At 67.4% G+C, this 25,202-nt stretch carries 14 protein-coding genes and 1 tRNA gene; 7 read left to right on the forward strand and 8 right to left on the reverse strand.

Features of this window, described 5'->3' with window-relative positions; genetic code table 11:
• Positions 1–8: 8 nt before the first annotated feature.
• Complete coding sequence (locus OG300_RS39930) at positions 9–1,172, reverse strand: AI-2E family transporter (protein WP_405490274.1); 1,164 nt, start codon at positions 1,170–1,172, stop codon at positions 9–11.
• 48 nt (positions 1,173–1,220) lie between these two features.
• A complete protein-coding gene (locus tag OG300_RS39935) occupies positions 1,221–1,925 on the reverse strand; it encodes a TetR/AcrR family transcriptional regulator (protein ID WP_405490276.1) in 705 nt (234 codons plus the stop codon).
• Positions 1,926–2,051: 126 nt separating this feature from the next.
• On the opposite strand from OG300_RS39935, the gene OG300_RS39940 reads away from it, so the two are divergent.
• From OG300_RS39940 to OG300_RS39960, 5 genes are all read left to right on the forward strand, one after another.
• The gene (locus tag OG300_RS39940) at positions 2,052–4,088 is read left to right on the forward strand and encodes a CocE/NonD family hydrolase (RefSeq protein ID WP_405490278.1); all 2,037 of its coding nucleotides are present in this window, start codon (positions 2,052–2,054) and stop codon (positions 4,086–4,088) included.
• Between the two features lie 100 nt (positions 4,089–4,188).
• Positions 4,189–5,238 (forward strand): family 43 glycosylhydrolase, encoded by a 1,050-nt coding sequence (locus OG300_RS39945; protein ID WP_405490280.1) that lies wholly within the window; start codon positions 4,189–4,191, stop codon positions 5,236–5,238.
• 295 nt (positions 5,239–5,533) lie between these two features.
• Positions 5,534–6,637 carry an alpha/beta fold hydrolase gene (locus OG300_RS39950; protein WP_405490282.1) on the forward strand — a complete coding sequence of 368 codons (1,104 nt, stop codon included), beginning with the start codon at positions 5,534–5,536 and terminating at the stop codon, positions 6,635–6,637.
• 46 nt (positions 6,638–6,683) lie between these two features.
• The gene (locus OG300_RS39955; protein WP_405490284.1) at positions 6,684–7,451 is read left to right on the forward strand and encodes a spermidine synthase; all 768 of its coding nucleotides are present in this window, start codon (positions 6,684–6,686) and stop codon (positions 7,449–7,451) included.
• A gap of 317 nt (positions 7,452–7,768) precedes the next feature.
• Positions 7,769–7,984 carry a DUF397 domain-containing protein gene (locus tag OG300_RS39960; RefSeq protein WP_405490286.1) on the forward strand — a complete coding sequence of 72 codons (216 nt, stop codon included), beginning with the start codon at positions 7,769–7,771 and terminating at the stop codon, positions 7,982–7,984.
• Positions 7,985–8,068: 84 nt separating this feature from the next.
• On the opposite strand, the gene OG300_RS39965 is transcribed toward OG300_RS39960, so the two are convergent.
• Both OG300_RS39965 and OG300_RS39970 read right to left on the reverse strand, forming a co-directional pair.
• Positions 8,069–8,980, reverse strand: coding sequence for a helix-turn-helix domain-containing protein (locus OG300_RS39965; RefSeq protein WP_405490288.1), 912 nt, complete (start codon positions 8,978–8,980; stop codon positions 8,069–8,071).
• 213 nt (positions 8,981–9,193) lie between these two features.
• A complete protein-coding gene (locus tag OG300_RS39970; RefSeq protein ID WP_405490290.1) occupies positions 9,194–9,658 on the reverse strand; it encodes a VOC family protein in 465 nt (154 codons plus the stop codon).
• A gap of 64 nt (positions 9,659–9,722) precedes the next feature.
• On the opposite strand from OG300_RS39970, the gene OG300_RS39975 reads away from it, so the two are divergent.
• Positions 9,723–10,367: a TetR/AcrR family transcriptional regulator gene (locus OG300_RS39975; protein WP_405490292.1), complete on the forward strand. Its 645-nt coding sequence runs from the start codon at positions 9,723–9,725 to the stop codon at positions 10,365–10,367.
• 12 nt (positions 10,368–10,379) lie between these two features.
• Here the strand turns inward: OG300_RS39975 and OG300_RS39980 are convergent, their stop codons facing one another.
• The 4 genes from OG300_RS39980 to OG300_RS39995 all read right to left on the reverse strand — a co-directional run bounded on the left by OG300_RS39980 (position 10,380) and on the right by OG300_RS39995 (position 15,417).
• Positions 10,380–10,658, reverse strand: a complete 279-nt coding sequence (locus OG300_RS39980) for a DUF222 domain-containing protein (protein WP_405490294.1) — start codon at positions 10,656–10,658, stop codon at positions 10,380–10,382.
• A gap of 193 nt (positions 10,659–10,851) precedes the next feature.
• On the reverse strand, positions 10,852–12,099 hold the full coding sequence (locus tag OG300_RS39985; RefSeq protein WP_405490296.1) for an ATP-binding protein: 1,248 nt from the start codon (positions 12,097–12,099) through the stop codon (positions 10,852–10,854).
• Positions 12,100–12,617: 518 nt separating this feature from the next.
• Entirely contained in the window at positions 12,618–14,891 is a 2,274-nt protein-coding gene (locus OG300_RS39990) for an N-6 DNA methylase (RefSeq protein WP_405490298.1), read from the reverse strand.
• Between the two features lie 444 nt (positions 14,892–15,335).
• Positions 15,336–15,417, reverse strand: a tRNA-Leu gene (locus OG300_RS39995).
• Positions 15,418–15,806: 389 nt separating this feature from the next.
• On the opposite strand from OG300_RS39995, the gene OG300_RS40000 reads away from it, so the two are divergent.
• The gene (locus OG300_RS40000; protein WP_405490300.1) at positions 15,807–25,157 is read left to right on the forward strand and encodes a fatty acid synthase subunit beta domain-containing protein; all 9,351 of its coding nucleotides are present in this window, start codon (positions 15,807–15,809) and stop codon (positions 25,155–25,157) included.
• Positions 25,158–25,202: the final 45 nt, after the last annotated feature.

Genomic DNA, 25,202 nt, shown 5'->3' on the forward strand with positions numbered 1-25,202 from the left:
CCGGGTCCCTATGCCGGCGCCCGGTCGGCCGAATCGGGCTCGGCGACAGGTGATTCCGGGGTGGGCGCGCTGTGCGCGTCGAGTTCTTCGCTGAGGTAACGCAGGACGACCGCGCCGACGGCGGCGACCGGGACGGCCAGGAACGCGCCCACGATGCCGTAGAGCGAGCCGCCGACGGTGATGGCCAGCAGCACTACCACCGCGTGCAGCTGCATGCTGCGGCTCTGTAGGACAGGTTGCAGCACATTGCCTTCCAGCTGCTGCACCACCACGATGATCGCCAGCACGATGAGCGCCGTCGTCAATCCCTTCGCGACCAGCGCCACCAGCACCGCGAGCGCGCCCGCCACGAACGCGCCGACGATCGGGACGAAACCGCCGAGGAAGGTCAGCACCGTCAACACGGCGGCCAGCGGCACGCCCAGGATCACCAGGCCGCCGCCGATGAACACCGCGTCGATGAGGCTCACCAGCGCCTGGGTGCGAATGAAACCGCCGAGGGTCACCCACACCCGGTTGAGCACTTCCTCGACATGCCTGCCGCTGCGCCCGCCGAGCAGGGACCGCAACCACGGCAACAACTTCGGGCCGTCCTTGACGAAGAAGAACGACAGCATCAGCACCAGGAACAGGGTCACGATCGCCGAGGTGGCGGTGCTGACACCGGTGAACACGCCGGTGGCGATCCGATCCGCACTCGACTGCAACCGGTCCACGATCGCCGAGACACCCGAATTCAGTTGCTCCTGACCGATATTCAACGGCGGACCCTGCAACCAGTCCCGCACCTTGTTGACGCCCTCGGTGGCCCGGTCGGCCAGATCCGGTGCCTGATCGACCACCGACGGCACGATCAGCGCGATCACCCCGGCCAGCAGCGCCAGCAGCCCCAAGGTAGTGATCGCCGCTGCCGCAGCCGGTTTCAGCCCATGGTTGGTGAGCCATCGAGTCGGCGGCCACAACACCGTCGAGACGACCAGGGCCAGGGCGACGGGCAGCACTGCCACCCACAACTTGGCCAGCACGAACCAGATCACCCAGGTTCCCGCCGCGATCGCGACGAGACACAACGACCATTTCGCGAGCCACATCAGCCCGCGCCCGAACACGACCCCCCGATCCGCTGTCTCGGGGTGCTTGCCGCTGCCGGGTTCCGCCGCTGCCTCGTCCACCCGGCCAGTCTGGCACGGTGACGCCACAGAACCCGTCAAGCTGCGGCCCTAGTGGCCGGGGCTGCCCAGCAGGATGAGGGCCACGTCGATGAGGGCCGGGGCGAGGGTGGGGAGAGCGTCGGGACCGCTGGTGAGCAGGCAGTTCCGGATACGGTCGTCGATGCCGCCGATGAGGAATTCGTAGGTCTCGTCGGGCAATTCGCCGGTGAGTTCGCCCTGTTCGACGCCGATTTCGCGGGCGGCGCGCATACGTGCGGCGAACACGGTCATCAGCCGGGTGCGGTACGCGGCGAAGGCGGGGCCCGCCAGCAGCGCCTCGACGTGCAGGGTGCGGGCGGCGGCGGGCTCCTCGGTGAGGATGGCCAGGTAGGCGGTCAGGGAGGTGCGGACGAGTTCGCGCCAATCGGATTGCGGTGCGGTGCCGACCGATTGGCCCAGGCGGCCGGTGGCGACCTCGACGAGGACCTCGAAGGCGGCGCTGAAGCAGGCGTCCTTGGAATCGAACAGCTCGTAGAAGGTGCGCCGCGAGATCTTGGCCCGGGTCACCAGGTCGGCGACGGTGAGGGCCTGATAGCCGTGCTCGGCGACGGCGTCGAGCGCCGCCAGGTACAGCCGCCCGCGCTGTGAGTCGGCCACCTCGTCGCGCGTCAATCGGTGCGGGCCGCGCGGCAGCCGGTCGTCGGGGATCGGCACGTTCACCCGGCCACGATAGCAACCGGTGAGCTGGGCGATCGAGGCGCCACACCTGGTCATAGCGGTATGTGAATGGATGTGACCCAGACAGATTCTTGCACCGTCCAGTGATAAACGTTACGGTACCTGACTAGTGAGGAAACGCACTGTTTTCCTCTGGTCCAATGAAGGGCGGGGCGGGTCGCGATGGGAACGAAGACGCGGAGATGGATCGCGGGCGCGGCGATCACGGTGGCAACGGCGGCCTTCGCGGTACCACTCGCGCACGCGGAACCCGGCGACGCCGACCCTGCCGCCGCATGGACCGCCGCGCAGGACGGGCCGCCGCGGTATCCGGGGGTGCATGTCGACTGGGATGTGCCGATCACGATGAGCGACGGAACCGTGTTGAAGGCCAACGTGTATCGGCCGATGGACGCCGCCGGGCACATCGTGGACAGCCCGCTGCCCGCCGTGGTCAACATGACGCCGTACACGAAACTCGTGTACATGCTGCTGGATTCGGCGCTGTCCATCCCGGGTCTGTCCGATGCGGCGATCGACCTGATCAACCGCTTCGACCTGTTCGACCTCAACGGCACGCCGTTCTCCGGCCTGGGCGATCAGATCAAGGCCCTCTCCGGCGGCGTCCTGCGGACCATTTCGGCCGACCGCAAACTGGTCCAGTCCGGCTACACCGAGATCGTCGCCGACGTCCGGGGCACCGGCTTCTCCGAGGGCTCCTGGCAGGTGTTCGGGGAACGCGAACAACTCGACACCGCCGAGATCGCGCAATGGGCTGCCGCGCAGCCTTGGTCGGACGGCAAGATCGGCCTCGCGGGCGTTTCCAACGGTGGCATCAGCGCGTTGCAGGGGGCCGAGCAGCGCCCGCCGTCGGTGCAGGCCGTCTTCGCCGTCGAACCCGGCAGTGATCTGTTGCGCGACACGGTGTTTCCCGGTGGTGGCTTCGACATCGGATTCGTTCCGATCTGGTTGTCGGCGGTGAACATCGGCAAGTGGCTGCCCGATCTGGCCTCGCTCGCGAACGGACAGTTCGACTGGAAGTGGCTGGCCGATCGGGTGGCGAGCCCGATCACCTTCCTGGACACCCTGATTCGCGCTCTGTTCGTGCCCTCGGTCGACGCGCTGCCGGACGACATGAAGTCGATTCTGGATCCGGATGGTCCACTGCGACAAGGGCTTACCGGGCATCCGGATCGCATCGAGGTTCCGACCTTCGTGGTCGGCGGCTGGCACGACATCTTCGCGAATTCGGAACCGGAGATCATCAATTCGATCCCGCTGCCTGCCGAGCAGAAGAAGCTGCTGATGGGCGACTGGTATCACATCAGCATGGGCGGGGGCCTGGGTGTGGCCGGTGCGCCGCCGCGCATCGACGTGCTGCAACGCGCCTGGTTCGACAAGTGGCTCAAGGGAATCGACAACGGCATCGATCGATACAGTCCGGCGACCCTGTTCCAGCAGGGTGGTGGCTGGACGACCAGCGACCAATTCCCGCGTGCCGGAATGACTTACTCGCGTCTGTACTTGTCGGCCGACCCGAGCGGCACCACCGGCGTTGTCGCGCATGACGGTTCACTCAGTGCCGATCCGTCCGCTGAACCGGCCACCCTGACCGTCTCGCCCGGTCTGTCGACGATCTGTTCACGCGACGCCGCGCAGGGCACCGCCGGACTGCTGTTCATTCAGGTCATCGACGGTTGTGCGAAGGACTCACGGGTCGCCGAGACCGCCGCGCTCACTTTCACCGGAGCCCCGGTTGCGGAGCCGACCGCGCTGTCCGGCCCGGTCGCCGTGCACCTCAACACCGTGCTGGACGCGACCGAAGGCTACTGGTCGGCCACCCTCAACGATGTTGCGCCCGACGGGCAATCGACGGTCCTGACCACGGGGCAGCTCACCGCGTCTCTGCGGAAGATCGACGACAGCCGCAGCAAGAAGTCACCCAACGGCGACTACACCGCGCCCTTCCAGGTGCTGACGCTGGCCGATCGCCAGCCCCTCGTACCGGGCCAGCCGACCACCCTCGATGTCGGACTGAACGCCACCGACGCGGTGCTGCAGCCGGGCCACCGACTGCGTGTCGACATCTATGCCGCCAATATCCCCAAGGGCTTCATGGTGCCCGCGCTCATGCTGGAGTCGCAGCTGAAACCGCAGCACCTGCTGCTGGATCCGGCCGAACCCAGCTGGGTGAACGTTCCGACGGATCGCCCGCTGTAAGCACACCGGCCCGCAGTGCGAAACGCCGTGTATTCGCTAATGATCGATCCGGTCCGTCCGGTGTCGGAGACTGATTTCTCGGTCTTTGCTGGAGGCGGTCATGGTGGGCTGGCGCACGACACTCGGAGTCATCGGGGCGGTACTCGCGCTGACGGCCGCACCGATGACGCCCCGGGCCGCGGCCATCGGCCCCGATCACGAGCAGTTCAACAATCCGATCGTGGCCGCCGGGGCCGACCCCAGCATCGCCTACTACCGAGGACGGTTCCATCTCGTCCAAGGGGACTCGTTCAACAACGACAACATCGTGATCCGCAGCTCGGAGACACTCGGCGGGCTGGGTGACGCCGAGGCGGCCGTGGTGTGGCAGCACCCCGACTGCCCCGCACCCGCCTGCACCAAGATCTGGGCTCCCGAGTTGCAGCGGGTCGGGGACCGGTGGTGGATCTACTTCGCCGGGCAGGAGAACGACGACCCGACCACACATCGGATGTACGCGTTGCGGTCGACGGGTGACGACCCCGCCGGACCGTACGACTTCATGGGGAAAATGGCTCTCCCCGAAGGAGTTTCCATCGACGGCGTATACCTGGGCTACCAGGGCCGCGGCTACTTCCTCTGGTCGTGCTTGAAGCCCGAAGATCAACGCGTACAAGACATCTGCGCGATCCGCATGTCCGACCCGATGACCTCCACCGGCGACCCGGTATCGATTGCCACCCCCACCGCCCCTTGGGAAACCGTCCCCAACGAGGCCGGCCTACTCATCAATGAAGCCCCCCAACCCCTCTACGCCCCCGACGGCACCCTCTACGCCACCTTCTCCGCCAACGCCAGCTTCGACGACAGCTACCGCCTCGGCCTCCTCCGCCTGACCCCCGGCGGCGACCCGATGGACCCGGCCGCCTGGACCAAATCCGGCGGCCCGATCCTCCCGGGCGTCCCCGGTGCCATCGCCCCCGGCCACAACGGCTTCTTCACCGTCAACGGCCACCCCTGGATCACCTACCACGCCCGCCTCGACCCCGGCACCGGCTGGGCAGGCCGCAGCATCCGCGCCCAGCCCATGACCTTCGGCGCGGACGGCCGCCCCAGCTTCGGCCAGGCCCTCGGCCCGGGCACCATGGTCGTGGTCGGCGACGACCGCTGAGTATCGACAGCCTCGTGCAGCTGTTCAACGAGGAGGCGATCAGTCGGACGATCTATCCGATGCCCGAGATCGAGGAGATGCGGCTGGGATGGTGAATGCCCCGCGCGGCCAAGCTGTTCGGGGTGAGAGTTCGGTGACCGATGAACCTGTCGACGTGGAAGCGAGTAGATCTTCGATGCGGAATTTCAAAGTAGCGGGCCTCGGGCTGGCGGCCGCGGTGGTTGCGGCAGCGACCATGACCGGTGCGGGAATCGCTGGGTCCGCGCCTATCGAGGACTCGTTTTACGCTGCGCCCGTGCAGTTTCCGGATGGGGAGCACGGTGCGGGGATCCGGTCCGAGTCGCTGAGTGGTGTGGCCGCGCTGTCGGATGCCGCCGTCAACGAGCGGGTGCTGTACACCTCTGTTTCGGTGCAGGGCGAGCCGATCGCCGTGTCGGGCATCATCGCGCTGCCGAGGACGCCGGCTCCGGAGGGCGGGTATCCGGTCGTCAGTTGGACGCACGGCACGCTGGGGTCGGCCGACAAGTGTGCGCCTTCGCGGGACACCGCCGACTCGGCGGCGCATCCGTTCAACGTCGCGCCGCAGCCGATGCTCAATGCCCTACTGCGGCAAGGCTATGCGGTGGTCATGACGGACTACGAAGGCCTCGGAACACCCGGGCCGCATCCGTACCTCCTCGGTGAGTCGGAGGCGCGGGGAGCGTTGGACATCGTTCGTGCCGCGCGCCAGCTGCATCCGGTCATCTCCGATCAGCTGGCGATCGTCGGGCATTCACAAGGCGGGCAGGCCGCGCTCTTCGCCGCGCACTACGCACCATCCTGGACCCCGGAGCTCAGCCTCAAAACCGTTGTCGCACAGGCGCCTGCCAACCACATCGCGCTCGGATTCCAGACCAGCCTGCTCTCCCCGAACCCCGACGAGGGCTATGCCTTCGACCCGCTGTTCATCAACGGCGCGGTCGGCGGTGACCCGAGCATCGATCCGGAGCGGTTCCTCACCGCGGACGCCTACCGCCTCTACCTTCGAGACACCGAGAGCCGGTGCCGAATCGAGTTGAGCGAACCCGATTCCTGGGGTGGCATCAAGGGCACCGACATCGTCCGACTCGACGCCGTCACCGGCCCCGACTACCGCAAGTTCATCACCCAACTGGAAGCCACCCAGCCCGCGCTGTCCATCCAGGCGCCGATTCGCCTGGTGCAGGACGAGGAAGACAAAAGGGTCAGTCCCATCGGCACCGCCCTGCTGAACCAGGAGCTGCGGGCCATCAACGCACCCGACCGCGTCACCTACGTTTCCTACCCGCAGGTGGCGTCCAGCCCGCTCGGAGCCCATTTCGGCCTCCTGACAACCGATACCGAGCCGCTGACGGACTGGCTCCGAGCGCATTTCGAATGAACACCGCACCCGAGGCGCTCGCCGGGCGGCTTGCGATCATGTAGCTGTGGACAACTGGCTGGATGTGCCCAGCGATGATGAGCCGGGGGCGGTGTCCTGGACGCGTGAGGTGCGGTTCGGGCTTGCCGAATTGCGGACGGACGAGGAGCGGCCGGGTGGGTGGCTGCTGACGGTCAACGGGATCGCGCAGTCGTACGTGGATCTGGATGATCCGACCTATCTGGAGCTGGAATACCTCCGGTACCTCGGCTATGTGGTGGATTCCCTGGAGTCGCAGGACAAGCCGCTGGATGTGGTGCATGTCGGTGGCGGCGGGGCCACCTTCCCGCGCTACCTGTCCGCGGTGCGGCCGGGGTCACGGCATCTGGTGATCGAGGCGGATGCGGCGCTGGCGGAGTTCGTCGAAGAGCGACTGGGATTGCGTTCGGTGCCGGGGCTGGAATTGCGAATCGGGGAGGGTCTCACCGAAATCGGCACGCTGCCAGTTGATTCCGCTGATCTGGTGGTGGCCGACGCATTCGAGGGGCTGCGGATAGCGGCCGGGATAACGGGAGCCGAATTCACCGCCGCGGCGGCCCGGGTGTTGCGACCGGATGGCATATATCTGTTGAACCTGGTCGGAACTCGCCATCAGCTCGACGAGATATACGCGGTGTTTCCCTACCGGATACTGCTCGACGGTGATGTGTTCGCCGGATACCGGGGAAATCAGGTTTTGGCCGCCAGTCGTTTCCCGCTTCCGCTCGATGCGCTGTATCGCCGATTGGAAGACGCGATACCGCCTGTTCGCGTGTCCACCGAAAGCTCCCTGTGAGTCGTGTAGGCCGGGTGACAGCTGACCTCATATCGACGGTCGCTGCATAGTTACTGGGATCCGAAACCTGCTGGCGGTCAACCGATGCCGCGGCGGCGGTGAGTGCCCCGAGTGGTCAGGGCCGGGGCGGGGCTCGCCGGTGCGCCGGTTCTGTCGGTGGGTCGCCGTAGTGTTGCGTTCATGAGCATTTCGGTGCGGCTGCGGGCAGGGCCGGGTGAATTCGGTTGCGCGGTCGAGGGTTCGGATAGCACTGTGTTGGGCGTAAGTGAAGGAGAAGGGTCATGGGGAGTGACCCTCCGGGGGAAGGAACGAAAGTCATGAACTGCAATAGGATACGCGGGCCCAGGTTCGCCAAGAGCAGCTTCAGTTACGGTGGTGGCGACTGCGTCGAAGTCGCCTACCACGAGGAACAGATCGCGGTCCGAGACTCCAAGGATAAGCAGAGTCCGACGCTGTGGTTCACGAAATCGGAATGGCGGGCATTCGTATCGGGTGCGCGCGCGGGCGAATTCGATTTCGATTTCATCGAGTGACGTGCAGGTGGTGTCGCAGCGAATTTCGCTGCGACACCACCACCCCCACGTGCGGCCGACCCCTCGACGGCCGCTGGAAAATGGTCAATTGGTTGCGATGCGGTGGATTTCTTCGCGGAGTTCGGCGAGAAATTCGCGGGCATCGTTGTCGAACAAGGCCATTCGACCCAGCGCCGCCCAACGGCGGCGATGAGCGTCGACGAGTTCGGGGCCGCGAGTGACCATGCTGCCCGGAATCGGCTCCGCCGAGGCGACGGCGTGGTCCTCGTTCTCGTAGATGACGAAACCGTGCGGGATCGTGGTGCTCGCCTCGATGTCCTGCGGAATCACCCCGATGGTGACCGTATCCAGGGTCTCGATCGAGATGATGCGGTCCAACTGGGCGAGCAGTACGCGATGCGGGCCGGGCCGAAACCGCAGGGCCGCTTCGGTAATCAGGAATTCGAACTGCTTGGCGGGGTCGTAGAGCACCCGTTGGCGATCCAGACGGGCGGCCAGTGCGGCCGCCGCGGCCTCGGGCGCATAGGGCGGGTCGAAGGTGTCGAACACCCGGCGGGCGTACTCGGCGGTCTGTAGTAAACCGGGTACCAGCGCGGGCTGGAAGTTCCGCACCAGGTGCGCGTCCTCCTCGAAGGCCCGCACATCATCCTGCAGATGCGGCCGCTCGGCGAGTGACGCCGCCCAGTCCCGCACCTCGGGTGAGTGCGCCGCTTCGGTGAGAGCGCGCAGGGTTGCTTGGCAATCCGGCTCCGCCCCAACGGCTTTGGCCCAGTCGAGCACCTGCGGCAGCGGCGGCACCACGTGCCCGGCCTCGATCCGCGACAGCGTCGACTGACTGATTCCGACCCGCTTGGCCAACTCCCTTCCCGAGATCCCGGCGACATCCCGCAACCGGCGCAGCTCCACGGCCAACTGCTGGCGCGGGCTCGCCTGGCGCGCAGCCGAACCGGCGGCCGCTGCCGTCGTCTCGCTCGCGCCCTCTGCGGGTTGATTCACTGGAAACATGATGATTCAGATCGAATCATCTTGATTCACGAGAGTCAAGGTTCGGCCGGTCAAGCAGTGAATCAAGCTGGGGTCGAGGCGAGCGCGCGAGTGGTGCATCCACGGTTTCTCGAAGGGCTGACCAGCGGTCATGGGACACCGTCACTTTCGAAGGTGATGTGAGTCACGGCACGGTGCGTGAGATCACCTCCGTCCCAGGCCGATTCAGCGTTTCGGCAGCCAGTCGTCGGGATTCTCGATGGGCGTCGCGTAGCCGGGGCGGTCGGCGGTGTCCGCGCCGTGCTCGGCCCAGGTGTAGAGGTGCAGTTCCAGGCCGTCGGGGTCGTTGAAGACCAGCAGCCATCCCGCCGAGGCGTCGATGATCGGGGAGTGTGCGACGCCGTGGGTGTCGAGGTGGGCGGACCACTGTTCGAGGTGGTCGCGGTCGCGGGCGCCGAGGCTGACCGGGTCGAAGCCCTTGCAGCCCTGTGCGGCAAGGGGATTCTCGCGGAGGCCGAGCAGGGCGGGGGAGAGGCCGGGCAGTTCACCGGCCGTGCCGCGGACCACGCCGTCGCTGTCCCAGAACTGCATGGTCGGGCGGAAGCCCAGGACCTCGCGGTACCAGCGGATCGAGCGGACCAGGTCGGTGACGGGGATCTTGATGTGATGAATGCCGGCGAGTTCGGGCATCTGATTCACCTTCTCCAACTTTCGCCGCAGTGGCACTGCGGTAGATATTGATAGGATGCGCCTCATGAGCCCACCGGTCAAGAGGACCTATCGCGCGGCCAAGCGCGCCGAGACCGCCGAGGCGACCCGGGCGGCACTGCGAGCCGCCGCCACCGAGCTGTTCGTCGAATCCGGCTACGCGGCCACCACCATGCGCGAGATCGCCCGGCGGGCGGGCGTCGGGGAACGCACCCTCTACGACGCCTTCCCCAACAAGTTCGAACTGTTCCGCCACACGATCGGCGTGGCCACCGTCGGCGACGAACAACCCGTCGCGGTCGCCGCCCGCCCCGAAGTCCTCGACGCCCGCGCCGATCCCGACCCCCGCGCCGCCGTCACCCAACTCGTCACCTACACGGCGGCCCTGTTCGAACGCGCCGGTGACCTGATCATGGTCGGCATCGAAGCCGGCGCGGCCGACGCGAACATGCGCGCGGCCACCGCCGCCGCTGAGGCCGACACCCACACCTTCTGGCTCACCCTCACCCGCAACCTGTTCCGCGACAACGCACTTCGCCCACCCCTCGATGCCGACACCGCCGCCGACATCGCCTACGCCCTCGCCTCCCCCCACCTGTTCCGCCTACTCCGCCGCCAAAGAGGCTGGGCCGCACCGCAGTACCGGGACTGGCTCATCGAGACTGTCATCGCCCAACTGCTGCCGGAGTGACTGCAGGGGGCCTTATTCGCTGAGGCGCAGGAGCAGTGCGGTGAAGGCATCGGCACGACGTTCGTCTTGGGTCCGGGGTTCCCCGTCCTGTGCCGTGAATTCATCGGCGTCGTGTAGCAGCAGCTCGGCTTCGATCCTGAGCAGCGCGCGTGCGAACGGAACCATCAGATCCGCTGGAAGGGCACCGGATAACCGTCCCCACCCGTCGGAGTCCGTAGTCATGGACATCCGTGCGACAGCGCGCATCAGAAGCTTGCGTGATTCCCCACCGATCAGCATGTCATCGGCCATAGGCGAATGGTATTCCGGGGAGGCGGCCCGCACGGGGCTTCCGGAGCATCGCACCCGATCCGATCATCGAGGGCCGCTGAAAGCGTGCCTGGATCTGAAACATGCTGCTGCAGGGATGTGTTCGGGGCTCACCCGCCGGTGTATGACTCACCCCGCCGTATGCGGAGCGCGAGAGTCTTTGGTGGAGCACCGGTTACGGTGCGGGAGTGCTCCATAGGGTGCTGATGGGAAGGCATGCCAGTTGGTCACCGAAGGGGAGTTGCTGGTCGCCACAGTAGAGGACATAGCCGGCGTGGAAGCGGTCGCCAAGGCGGCGCTGCAGGATACGGAGGGCGCGGAAGTCGTCCGTTCGGACGGTTTCGGCGGCTTTGACTTCGATGCCGACGATGCGACCGGCGTTGTCCTCGAGGATGGCGTCGACTTCGTAGCCGTCGCGATCACGATAGTGGTGTAGCTGAGCCATGGTGTGGCTCCAGGTGAGTTGGCGGGTCAGTTCTCCGAGGACGAAGGTTTCGATGAGGCCACCGGTGGCGGCATCGTTGGTAATGCCGGTCAGCAGATGTGCGGCAAGACCGGAGTCGGTGAAAACGAGCTTCGGGGTGGAAATGGCGCGTGCGGTGGCGTTGGTGGACCAGGCCGGGATGAGGCGGATCAGATAGATGATTTCGAGTAGGCCGACGTAGTCCCGGACGGTGGTGAGCGGGATGGCGAGATCCGACGAGAGTCGGCTGTAGTTGAGTAGTCCGCTGCTCTGGGCCGCCAATGCTCCGATCAATCTGCGCATATCGGAGATTCGCTGGATGTCGGCTACCTGATGGACGTCGCGACTCATGATGTCGTCGAGGTAGGACTTGAAGAACTGTGCACGGCGGCGTGGTGCGTCTCGGCGGACTGCTTCCGGGTAGCCGCCGCGGGAAGCCAGGGCGAGGTAGTCGCGCCGTCGAAGCTCGGAGGGTTCGCTGCGTATCTTGTGGCCGTGAGTGAAGGCTGCGTCAATGAATCCGTCTGGTGTGCCGGTGATTTCGCCCTGCGAGAGCGGAAACAATTCGATGGTCTCCGAGCGTCCGGGCAGGGCGTCGGGCAGCGTGCTGAGGCCGAGCAGCCGAGCTGATCCGGTCAACAGGAACCGGCCCGGTCTCGGGTCCCGGTCGACGGTGTTCTTGATCGCCAGCCACAAGTCCGGGACGCGCTGGACTTCGTCGATCAGCATGGTGCCCGTGGCATCCAGGAAGGCGACCGGATCGGCGATGGCCGAGGCGCGGGATCGCGGATCGTCGAGATACCGCTTGACGGTATTGGAAGTGTCGCGGAGGCAGCATTCCGCGAGCGTGCTCTTCCCGGTCTGCCGGGCACCGTTCAGGATGACCACGCGAGTGTCCGAAAGCGCCTCTTCGACCAGTTCGGAGGCTCTTCTGGGCAGGTACTTCGCACCTTCGGGCATGCCTTTACGCTACCAAGGTTCTGACGATCTGCCGACAGTATCTTCGACGATCTGCCGACAGTTTGTCCGATGATCCGCCGACATCATTGCCGATGATCTGCCGACGCCGAGTCCCGCACGATGTATTCGTAGCCGATCAGTCGATGGACGGACTCTTTGTGACTCGCCGATAAGCAGGGAGGCTGTCGACCGCGGCCTCCATTTCTGATGGATTGCCCCAGTCTCGGATCACCGCGACGATGGCCTGCGTCGACGGGCCAGGGACTCACGATGGCGTCGGCGGTCCTTCCACCACGCCAGGCGGTCACCCGAATCCTGCGGGAGGCTACTCTGCACCCCCGCGATCACGAGACCGAGGGCGGAGACCACGAGGACCGCCCACCACGGCGCACCCATGGTGGCGACAGTGACGGGAGCGCCGATGCTCGCGCCTCCGGACAGTAAGCCAGGGGTGATTGTTCGCGAGGATGATTCGGTCTCGGAATGCGGCCGTGCCGACCGCCCGGACTTTTGCGTGGTCATCGCAGGGTCAGCCCTCCGTTGATCAATCCTTCGACAATTGCCGTCCGCGCGCGCGCCGAGGCGGTGATGAATCGGTGATGCTCAACAATCTGCTGATCGAAAACCGATAGTGCCGAACCGATTTCACGTTGCAGATCCAGGGCCGGTACGGGTACCTCGAGCTCGCCCAGCACCGCCGCACTGATTGTCGGCACGACGCTGCCCGAGGATCGCTGCCGGATCCACTCCATCACCGAGGGCAGCGTGAGGTACGCGAGCAGATAGTGCGGATCAACCTGGTTCAGGTCGTTCACCCGCAGTCTCAGCAGATTTCCGCCGAACAGCCAGTCGGTCTGCTCTGCGGTGGCGATTGACGGCTCACCCATCGCGCCTGACCGAACGCACAGAATGTCGTTCTCGGCCAGGCGGAATCGATCCAGCTCACGGGCCTTGCCGGCGGTCGCCTTTTGAGCGTCCGCAGCCTCGACCCGGTGCGCGCGCAAATGTCTCGGCATCACGATCGGCACCGTGCCGCTCTCGACGCGTTGCTCGATGCCCAGCCTGGAGTAGGAAGGACCGGGTTGAATGGTGCACAGTTCGGCCAGCTTGGATGTTTGTCCTCGCGAGGCTGTCATACCGGTGCGGCAAGTTGGTGAGAGCTCGGCCACCCGCGAATCCAGCTGGGACACCGTGGTTCTCGACGTACGCCAGTCGTCCAGCAGCCGCAGCGCGTCGTGGTTTCGCGTCGACCGTGTCCGGGGAGCTGCGGTGTCGAGATAGTCCGCGGGGCTCAAGGAGTATTGGCCGATGCGAAGATCGTCGATGGTGACGGAGATCGCGCGCCCACCTGTCCCGAATCGATGGACCTGACGGAGCGGCAGTTGCCGACGTTGGTGGAAAAGGCGTGGGACAAGCCGGATTGCCTCGGTGCTGAGCTGTTGTCCGGGTCGGCCCTGTCCGCCTTGAGCCTTCTTGCTCATCGCACTCGCATCGACCAGCAGGATCGGTTCCGGAGTTCTGGTGGGCGGCCGCAGGATCCACAGCGATACCGGCGTGTCTGTCGCCGGAAACAGCTGTGCGGGGAATGCGACGATCGCCTCGACAGCTCCGCGTTCTGCCATCAGCTGTCGAATCCGGCGTTCCGACTTGTCCGTGGTCGCGCCCGCGCTACTAGGCATCACGACGCCTGCTCGGCCTCCCGGCGACAGCCTCTCAACTGCCAGTTGAAGCCAGACGTAGTTGTCGTTGTGCTCCGGCGGCGGACCGAAGAGCCATTGCCCCTGGTATCTCCTGGACGACCGGTCCAGAGACGGGCGGGTGTTGAACGGAGGGTTCGTCACCACGAGGTCCACGGTCGACGGGGGAGCCGTGCCGAGATCCCACGGCGGCACATCGGCGACCCGGATGTCTGCGCTGTGGCCGTGCAGCACCAGGTTCATCCCAGCGAGTCGCAGCGCGTCCCGGCTCGGACTCTCACCGGAAAGGACCGGCACTTCGGTGCGGGCGGCGACGGCGAGGAGTAGCTCGCCGCCCCGCATATAGGGGTCGTGAACCCGGCTCACGGTTCTGCCGGGCTGGGTGAGGAGTTCGGCGATCACGGCCGCGGTTCCGCTCGGGGTGAAGAAATCGTCACTGGTCCGGCCGACTTCGCGAGTGAAGCGAGCCATCAGCTCGTGGAAGGACCGGCTGCCCAGATGCTCACACAGGTGGACAACCTCATTGATGCTGTATCCGGCCTGTGGTGTCAGGCGCTCGAACGTGCTCTCGATGCCTGGTGTGATCGCGTATCGCCGCAAGGTGTCATCGGTAAGCCACGTCAACCTGCGCAGGTGTGCGGCAGGGTCGGAGTAAGCCGCAAGCAGATCGGATTTCTCGATTTCGGTTCGACTGCGCAGGAAGATCAGACAGAGCAGAAAGATCAGATAGTCCCCTGGTGATCCGGTCGTACCCCGAATCTGTGGTGCCAGCCAGCCGAACAGTTGGGCCAGTGCCTGCGGAGCCTTCGAATCATCTTGCGGTACTTCCGGTTTGGGTATTCCCGCGATCTGTGCCGCATGGCGTCTCCGAACTCGGTCGCCATATGTTGAACCGTCCGCTTCATCGGCTTCGCGCTCCTTGGGCTGGATCGGACGCCGGTCGAGCCAGGCGATCGCCTGCTCGAGGCGGAGATCGTTCGAGTTGCCCTCCGGTCTGGGGAAATCCGGATGCCGTTTGGCCCACATGGTGATCGTGGGCCGCTGGACGCCCGCCAGCTCTGCTAGGCGCGCACGCGAGACAAACTCGTTGATCATCACTCCCCGCCCCCCGATCAGCCGCCGATACCTTATGGTTCCGCCCGACCGTAGATGTCCGCGAGGCAGCTGGCAATAAGGGGGTTATCAGATGGTTTCCGTGTGCAAGAGCTTCCTCAAGCGGGATTCGGTGCTGATGCATTTGCCTCTGCCTGCGAAGATGCTGATTCTTCGCAGTACTGCGAGGTTCAATGGGCGCGGGCAATCGAGGTGTTAACCCCAATGAGCACTGTGGGTACTTTCCTCGCCTCTTTGCGGGGTACGGTGATCGCCCAACTGCTGCCGGAATGACCGCGCGGCCGATCCAGCAACTCGGACCTGCGGAGTCGGCTCGGATCAGCACCGATGGTGGTCGCTGAATAGTTGCCAGAATCTGAAACGTGGTGGTGGGGAGATGAGTTCGGGGCGGGCCGCCGGTGGGCGGGCCGCCCCGATTCCGGGGGGTGCGCGAGGCGGGACTTGAACCCGCACGTCCGAGGACACCAGAACCTAAATCTGGCGCGTATGCCAATTTCGCCACTCGCGCTAACGGTACGACCGTCCAAACTTTACCGGGCGAATCGGCGATCGCGAAGCACCGGGGAGGTGTGGCGTACTGGTCGGTAACCCTACCTGGGATTATAACGATTTGATAAACGGCAATATGAGGGGCCCTCACATTTCCTACGCCTGCGTAACCCAGCTCACCAGCGATATCGAACATGAGGGAGGGTCATGTTTCGCGGCATTCTGGTACAAGCGTACGGAAATACCCGGGGGTAGGAGAGCGGGCGTGGACCAAACATGAGGAGATCCTCATGATTTTGTGGAATCCTCGGCGTCTACCAGGGCCTGATGGCCGGAGGGATACCTGCGCACCGTGAGCGCGGCCCAGTCCTGTGGGGGCGGGTCGCCAGGAGAAGGAAGTCGAACGTCTTGACGATCAACGAGAGCACCGGGACCGGATCGAAGGCCAGGGCGGCGGGGAAGTCACGGGACAGTGGAGTCCGGTCGTCACTGCTCGACCGGTTGCTGGCGGGTGCGCCCTACGCGCTGGCGTTCGGCGGCCAGGGTGCCGCGTGGCTCACCGAGCTCGAGGAGATCGGGCGCGATTCCGCGCTGGAGCCGGAGCTGACCGCACTGGTCAACGAGGCCGCCGCCAAGCTGGAGCCCGTCGCGGCGCAGCTGCTGGTGGTGCGGCCGGTCGGCTTCGACCCCATCGCGTGGATGCTCGAGGAAGAGATTGCCGACCCGGAGCAGGGGGAGGTGTCGGGAGCGCCGTCAGCGCAGGTGTTGCGCTCTGCCGCCGTCTCCATGCCGGGCGTCTTCCTGACCCAGGTGGCCGCGCTGCGGGCCCTGCGGTTGCAGGGCCTCGACATCGTCGCCCACGCCCCGGTCGCCGTCATCGGCCACTCGCAGGGCCGGATCGCCGCCACCGCCGCCGAGGCGCACGGTCGCCGCGACGCCGAACTGCTCGCCATCGCCCAGTTGATCGGTGCCGCGGCCGGTTTGGTCGCCCGTCGCCGCGGCCTGGTGCCGATCGGTGAGAAGTCGCCGATGGTCGCCGTCTCCAACGTGGACCCCGAAGCGCTGAAGGCCGTTGTCGCCCAGGCCATGCAGGGTGTCGCGCCGGAGAAGGCCGCGGTGCTGTCCATTCGCAACGGCCGCCGTCGCGCCGTGCTCAGCGGTCCCATCGCGCAGCTGGACCGGGTTCGCCAGCGGGCTGCCGAGATCAATGCCGAACAGGCCCGCGAGCGCGACGCCAAGAAGCGTGGCGGCTCGGTCTTCGCGCCGGTGTTCGAGGACATTCCGGTCGAGGTGGCCTTCCACCACCCGGCCCTCGCCGAGACCGTCGACCTGGTGAAGTCGTGGGCGCAGCAGTGCGGCGTGGACGCCGACCTTGCCGCCGCCCTCACCCAGGAAGTGCTCGTCGACCCGATCGACTGGGTCGCCATCGTCGACGAGACCGTGCAGGGCTCCGGCGAAACCGCTGGCGCGCAGTGGATTCTGGACCTGGGCCCCGGTGACCTGCTCACCCGCCTGACCGCCGGTTCGCTCAAGGGCACCGGTGTCGGCGTGCTCGCCGCCTCCACCCGGCCGGGCCAGCGCAGCCTGTTCACCCCCGGCGCGGCCCCCGAGATCGCCCCGGCCTGGAGCGAATTCGCGCCCAAGCCGATCCGCCTGCCCAATGGCCGCGTCGTCGTCGAGACCTCGTTCACCAAGCTCACCGGTCGTTCGCCGATCCTGCTGGCGGGCATGACCCCCACCACGGTCGACGCGAAAATCGTTGCGGCCGCGGCCAATGCGGGCCACTGGGCCGAGCTGGCCGGTGGCGGTCAGGTCACCGAGCAGATCTTCGCCGACCGCGTCGAGGAGCTCAAGGCGCTGCTGCAGCCGGGTCGCGCGGTGCAGTTCAACTCGCTGTTCCTGGATCCGTACCTGTGGAAGCTGCAGCTCGGCGGCAAGCGCATCGTGCAGAAGGCGCGCACCGCGGGTGCGCCCCTGGACGGTGTCATCGTCACCGCCGGCATCCCGGAACTCGAAGAGGCCGTTGCCCTCATCGAGGAGCTGACCGAGGCGGGCATCAGCCACGTCGCGTTCAAGCCCGGCACGGTCGCGCAGATCCGCGCGGTGTTGCGCATCGCCGACGCGGTCCCCGGCTACCCGGTCATCATGCACATCGAGGGCGGCCGCGCCGGTGGCCACCACTCCTGGGAGGACCTCGACGACCTGCTGCTCGAGACCTACGCCGAGCTGCGTGGCCGCGACAATGTGATCGTCTGCGTCGGCGGCGGCATCGGCACCCCCGAGCGCGCCACCGAATACCTCACCGGCACCTGGTCGCAGCCGCACGGCTTCCCGATCATGCCGCTCGACGGCGTGCTGGTCGGCACCGCCGCCATGGCGACCCTGGAGGCCACCACGTCTCCCGAGGTCAAGCAGCTGCTGGTCGACACCCCCGGCACCGCCGACTGGGTCGGCGCAGGCACCGCGAACGGTGGAATGGCCTCCGGCCGTAGCCAATTGGGCGCGGACATCCACGAGATCGACAATGCCGCCTCGCGCACGGGCCGCCTGCTGGACGAGGTCGCCGGCGACGCCGAGGCCGTGGCCGACCGTCGCGCCGAGATCATCGCCGCGCTCGACTCCACCGCCAAGCCGTATTTCGGCGATGTCGCCACCATGACCTACGCGGAGTGGCTGGAGCGCTACGTCGAGCTGGCCGTCGGCCTGGACCGCCGCAAGGACTTCGACTGCGGCGGCGACTTCGCCGACGCCATCTCCGACGCCACCTCCTCAGTGTGGCTGGACATCACCTGGCGTGACCGGTTCGCGGAGATGGTGCGCCGCACCGAATCCCGCCTCAACCCGGCCGACCGCGGTGAGATCGCCACCCTGTTCGAGGTGGACGCCGATTTCGAGACTCCGGTCAAGGCGCTGTGCGCGCTGAAGGAGCAGTACCCGGCGGTCGCCACCACCGTGCTGCACCCCGCCGACGTCCCGTTCTTCGTGAGCCTGTGCAAGACCCCCGGCAAGCCGGTCAACTTCGTGCCGGTGGTGGATCAGGACGTGCGCCGGTGGTGGCGTTCGGATTCGCTGTGGCAGGCCCATGATCCGCGCTACACCGCCGATCAGGTGTGCGTCATCCCCGGCACCGTCGCCGTCGCGGGCATCACCCGGGTGGACGAGCCGGTCGGCGAGCTGCTCGACCGTTTCGAGCAGAGCACCGCCTTCGCGCTGGTGCGTGACGGCGTCGTCCCGGCCGCCGTGGACGGTCGCCGCCGCGTCGAGGTGGCGGGCGGACTGCTCGACATCGTGCTGGCCGCACCGGATGTGCAGTGGGCCGGACGCACCACCGTCAACCCCATCCACCGACTGGGTCAGCTCAGCGAGTGGATCATGAACGGCAAGGGCGCGATCCACCCGCCCACCGGTGCGCGGCTGAGCGCCACCGAGGGCCCCGAAGCCGACCACGCCTACGTGGAACTCACCGTTCCGCTGCTGCGCGAAGACGCGGTCCGCATCCGCATCACCGTGCCGGTCTCCGTGTACAACGGTGGCGCGCCGGTCATTTCGGAGGCCGACGCCGATGCCGCCATGTCGGCGCTGCTGGCCGTCGCGGCCGGGCAGTCGCTGCCGGAGGTCAAGGAGGCCGACGGCGTCAAGGTGGCGCACGTGAACGTCGCCTGGAGCCCGGATCTCATCGCCGACCACGCGGGTGTCACCGGTTCGGGTCTGCCGGACTCGTTGAGCACCAACGGCCGTACGGTTCCCGACGTGCTGGTCGGCGCGTGCTGGCCCGCCGTGTTCGCGGTACTGGGCGCGACCCGCACCGCGAACGGTCAGAGCGTCATCGAGGGCATGCTGGACCTGGTGCACCTCGATCACCGGATCGAGCTCAACGGCCAGTTGCCTTCCGCCGCAAGCGTGCTCGCGGTCCGCGCCGAGTCGGTCGAGACCATCGACACCGATCTGGGCCGCGTCGTCGAGGTTCGCGTCCGCGTCTCGGGCATGCTCGACAAGCCGGAGACCGGCATGTCCATGCCGGTCATCGCCACCCTCGCCGAGCGGTTCGCCATCCGCGGCCGCACCGGTGCGGGCGAGCTCACCGATCCGCCGCGCGCCGCCGGTTCGCTCTCCGACGACGCCACCGACACCCCGCGACGCCGCCGTCGCGACGTCTCCCTGGTCGCCCCACGCGCCATGGGCGCGTTCGCTCAGGTGTCGGGTGACTTCAACCCGATCCACACCTCCGGCAACGCCGCTCGCCTTGCGGGACTGGGCAATCCGATCGTGCACGGCATGTGGCTCTCGGCCGCCGCCCAGCACGCGGTGTCCGCGATCGATCTCGGCGACAAGGTGCCGCCGCGCACCATCACCGCCTGGACCACCCGCTTCCTCGGCATGGTGCGCCTCGGCGCGCAGATCGACGTGCGCGTGGAACGCGTTGCGGTGGACCATGGTTCGGAGATCGTCGAGGTCTCCTGCCGCATCGACGGCGACCTGGTGATGACGGCCACCGGCCGCATCGCCCCGCCCAAGACCGTGTACGCCTTCCCGGGGCAGGGCATTCAGGCCAAGGGGATGGGCCTGGACGCACGCACCCGCTCGAAGGCCGCCAAGGACATCTGGGATCGCGCCGACAAGCACACCCGCGAGGCCCTCGGCTTCTCGATTCTGGCTGTGGTGCGCGACAACCCGACCTACCTCAAGGCCCGCGGCGTCGAATACCGCCACCCGCAGGGCGTGCTGCACCTGACCCAGTTCACCCAGGTGGCGATGGCCACCCTCGGTGTCGCCCAGGTCGCGGAGCTGCGTGAGGCCGGTGCCTTCATCGAAGGAGCCATGCTCGCCGGGCACTCCGTCGGTGAGTACAACGCACTGTCCGCCGCCGCGGGCGTGCTGCCGCTGAACGCGGTGCTCGAGGTCGTGTTCCAGCGCGGTTCGGCCATGCACGAGCTGGTGCCCCGGGATGCCCAGGGCCGCAGCGATTACCGCATGGCCGCCATTCGGCCCTCGCAGATCGGCATCGCCGACGACGAGGTCATCGGCTGGGTGTCGAACGTGGGTGAGCAGGCCGGGGAGTACCTCGAGGTCGTCAACCTGAACCTGCGTGGCGCCCAGTACGCCATCGCGGGCACCGTGCGGGGCATGGTCGCCCTCGAGACCGAGATCGAGCGCCTGCGCGCCGAGACCGGCGGCAAGCGCGCGTTCGTGGTCATCCCGGGCATCGACGTTCCCTTCCACTCCACGGTGCTGCGCGCCGGCGTCCCGGAGTTCCGCGGCAAGCTGCTCGAACTGCTGCCGCAGGATCTGGACCCGAGCCTGCTGATCGGGCGCTACATCCCGAACCTGGTGCCGCGCCTGTTCAACCTGGAGCGCGAATACATCCAGGAGATCGCCGATCTGGTGCCGTCCGAGCCGCTGGCCGAGGTGCTGGCGAACTGGGACGAGTGGGCCGCCAAGCAGGTGGACCTGTGCCGCGTGGTGCTCGTCGAGCTGCTGGCCTGGCAGTTCGCCAGCCCGGTGCGCTGGATCGAGACCCAGGATCTGCTGTTCACCGATGTCGAGCACGGTGGCGTGGGTGTCGAGCGGTTCGTCGAAATCGGTTTGGCCCCTACGCCTACCGTCGCGAACCTGGCCTCGAACACGCTGAAGCTGCCGCAGTTCTCGAACACGGTCGTCGAGGTGCTCAACATCGAGCGCGAAGCCGCCATCGTCTACTCGACCGACACCGACCCCGCGCCGGTGGAGGAGCCCGAGGAGACCCCGGCCGAGACCGGTGCTGCCGCAACGGCTCCCGCCGCTGCCGCCGCCCCGGCCCCCGTGGCCGTCCCGACCGGTGGTCCGGTCGCCGACGACATCGCGTTCTCCGCCGCCGACGCCACCCGCGTGCTCATCGCGCTGTGGACCAAGCTGCGGATGGACCAGATCGGCCCGGTCGACACCATCGAGGGCCTCTGCGACGGTGTCTCCTCGCGTCGTAACCAGCTGCTCGTCGACCTCGGCGCGGAGCTCTCGCTCGGTGCCATCGACGGTGCCGCCGATGCCGACATGGGTGCGCTGTCCAACACCGTCGATCGTCTGGCCCGCACCTACAAGCCGTTCGGTTCGGTGCTGTCCGATTCGATCGGTGACCACCTGCGCAAGGTGTTCGGTCCCTCCGGCAAGCGCCCGGCCGCCATCGGCGAGCGGGTCAAGAAGGTCTGGGGTCTGGGCGACGGCTGGGCCAGTCACGTCACCGCCGAGGTGTCGCTCGGCACCCGTGAGGGCGCTTCGGTGCGCGGTGGCGATCTCGGCGGCCTGGTCGCCGGTGGTCTGAACGACGCTGCGTCCGTTGACAATGCGATCGACGCCGCCGTGCAGTCGGTGGCCGCGCGCCGCGGTGTCGCGGTCTCCATGCCGTCCGCCGGTGGCGGTGGCGGCGCGACCGTCGACGCCGCCGCGCTGGGCGAGTTCACCGAGGCCATCACCGGCCGCGACGGTGTGCTGGCGCAGGCCGCGCGGGTGATCCTGGAGTCCCTCGGCCACGCCGAGCAGGCGTCCGCGCCGGAGACCACCACCGACACCCTCGTCGACCTGGTATCGGCCGAATTGGGTTCGGACTGGCCGCGTCTCGTCGCGCCCGCCTTCGACGCCAAGAAGGCCTTGCTCATCGACGACCGCTGGGCTTCTGCCCGTGAGGATCTCGCGCGGCTGTGGTTCGGCAACGACGGTTCGCTGCCGGTCGAGCCGGTCGTCGACGGTTACGTCGGTGCCGGTGAAGCCGTTGCCGCACAGGCCATCTGGTGGCGTGAGCGCGCCATGAAGGAGGCCCGCTCGGTGCTGGCCGGGGTCTACGGCGCGATCGCCGAGGCCGCCCGCAGCGCCGAGGAGGCCGGCGCCTGGTCCTCCGACATCGCCGTGATCACCGGCGCCAGTAAGGGTTCCATCGCGGCGGCGGCCACCGGCCGACTGCTCGCGGGCGGTGCGACGGTCGTCGTCACCACCTCCAAGCTGGACGATGACCGCCTGGCCTTCTACAAGCAGCTCTACCGTGAGAACGCCCGCAACGGCGCCGCCCTCTGGGTGGTGCCCGCGAACATGGCCTCCTACACCGATATCGACGCCCTCATCGACTGGGTCGGCAACGAACAGGTCGACAATGCCGGTGGCGCGAAGATCCTCGTCAAGGAGGCGATGACCCCCACCCTGCTGCTGCCGTTCGCCGCGCCCCGCGTGGCCGGAGACCTGGCCGACGCCGGGGCCCGCGCCGAGATGGAGATGCGGGTGCTGCTGTGGTCGGTGGAGCGTCTCATCGGCGGCCTGTCCAAGCTGGGCGCCGACCACGACGTGGACGCGAAACTGCATGTGGTGCTTCCGGGTTCGCCCAACCGCGGCATGTTCGGCGGGGACGGCGCGTACGGCGAGTCCAAGGCCGCCCTCGACGCGGTCGTCGCCAAGTGGCGTGCCGAGAAGTCCTGGGCCGAGCGGGTCACCCTGGTGCACGCGCTGATCGGCTGGGTGCGCGGAACCGGCCTGATGGGCGGAAACGACCCGCTGGTCGAGGCCGTCGAGAAGGCGGGCGTGCACACCTGGTCCACCGTGCAGATGGCCGACGAGCTGCTCAAGTGGTGCACCTCGCGGGCTCGCGTGGTGACCGCGTCCGGACCGCAGCAGATCGACCTGACCGGCGGTCTCGCCGGTGCCAAGCTGGACCTGCCGGAACTGGCTCGCCAGGCCCGCGAGCAGGCCGAGGCCGCGCAGGAGCCGGAAAGCGCTGACGGCCGGACCATTTCGGCCCTGCCCGCCCCGCCGACCCTGAGCTCCAAGCTGCCGACCCCCGAGTGGGGTGCGGTGACCGCCGATCTCGACGACATGGTCGTCATCGTCGGCGCGGGCGAGCTCGGCCCCTACGGTTCGGCCCGTACCCGCTTCGAAATCGAGGTCTCCGACCAGCTTTCGGCCGCGGGCGTGCTCGAGCTGGCCTGGACCACCGGTCTGGTCGGCTGGGAGAACGACCCCAAGCCGGGCTGGTACGACACCGAAACCGGTGACTACGTAGACGAATCCGAGGTCGCCGAGCGCTACCACGACATCGTGGTGGAACGCTGCGGCGTGCGCCGCTACGGCGACGACGGCGCCATGCTCGACAACACCGCGCCGCTGCTCACCTCGGTGTTCCTCGACAAGGACCTCACCTTCGTGGTCAACAGCGAGGCCGAGGCGCGCACCTTCTTCGCCGCCAACCCGGAGCAGACGGTCGTCACGCCCGTCGAGGGCACCGGCGACTGGCAGGTGACGCGCAAGGCGGGCACCGAGATTCGGGTGCCGCGCAAGGCCAAGCTGACCCGCACCGTCGGCGGCCAGATCCCCACCGGCTGGGATCCCACCAAGTGGGGCATCTCCGCCGATATGGCCGGTTCCATCGACCGGGTGGCGCTGTGGAACATCGTCTGCACCGTGGACGCGTTCCTGTCCTCGGGCTTCAGCCCGGCGGAGCTCATGAGCTGGGTGCACCCGGCGATGGTGGCCAACACCCAGGGCACCGGCATGGGCGGCATGTCCTCGATGCGCTCGCTCTACATCGACAACCTGCTCGGTGAGCCGCGCGCCAACGACATCTTGCAGGAGGCGCTGCCCAACGTCGCGCTGGCGCATGTGGTGCAGAGCTACGTCGGCTCCTACGGCGGCATGATCCACCCGGTCGCCGCCTGTGCGACCGCGGCGGTCTCCGTCGAGGAGGGCATGGACAAGATCCGCCTCGGCAAGGCCGACCTGGTGGTGGCCGGTGGCTACGACGACCTCGGCATCGAGGGCATCGTGGGCTTCGGTGACATGTCCGCCACCGCCGACTCCTCGGTGATGGCCGCCAAGGGCATCAGCGACCGCTACTTCTCCCGGGCCAACGATCGTCGCCGCGGCGGCTTCGTCGAATCCATGGGTGGCGGAACGGTACTGCTGGCCCGCGGTTCGGTCGCGCTCGAAATGGGTCTGCCGGTGCTGGGCGTCGTGGCCTACGCGCAGTCCTTCGCCGACGGCGTGCACACCTCCATCCCGGCCCCCGGCCTGGGTGCGCTGGGCGCCGGTCGCGGTGGCCCGGAGTCCAAGCTGGCCAAGGAACTCGGCAAGCTGGGCGTCACCCCGGACGAGATCGCGGTGGTGTCCAAGCACGACACCTCCACGGCCGCAAACGATCCCAACGAGTCCGAGCTGCACGAGCGGCTGGCCACCGCCATCGGCCGCTCGGAAGGCGCTCCGCTGTTCGTGGTTTCGCAGAAGACCCTCACCGGTCACGCGAAGGGCGGCGCGGCGGCGTTCCAGATGATCGGCCTGTGCCAGGTGCTCGAGCAGGGTGTCATCCCGCCCAACCGCAGCCTGGACTGCGTGGACGAGAAGATGCGCGACTACCCGCACCTGGTGTGGCTGCGCGAGGCGCTGCCGGTGGGAGATCGCTTCCCGCTCAAGGCCGGTCTGGTCACCTCGCTCGGCTTCGGTCACGTGTCGGGTCTGATCGCCCTGGTGCACCCGCAGGCGTTCGTCGAGGCCATCGCCGACGCCGAGCAGCGGGAGGCGTACCAGCGCCAGGCCGAGCAGCGTCAGCTCGCCGGTCGCCAGCGTTTCGCCGAGGCCATGTGCGGCGGCGCTCCGCTCTACGAGCGTCCGGCCGATCGTCGCCTCGGTGGCGACGGCACCCCGGCCAAGAAGTCTCGTCAGCTCGAGGCGGACATGCTGCTCTCGCAGCAGGCCCGGCTCGGCTCGGACGCCGTCTATGTGGCGGTGCCCAAAGGACCGGCCTGCCAGTAGGTAGCTCCTGGTAGGTCAGACGCGGCGGGCTCGCGTCCCGGGTTT

This window comes from Nocardia sp. NBC_00511, from assembly GCF_045161165.1.
Lineage (GTDB): Bacteria > Actinomycetota > Actinomycetes > Mycobacteriales > Mycobacteriaceae > Nocardia.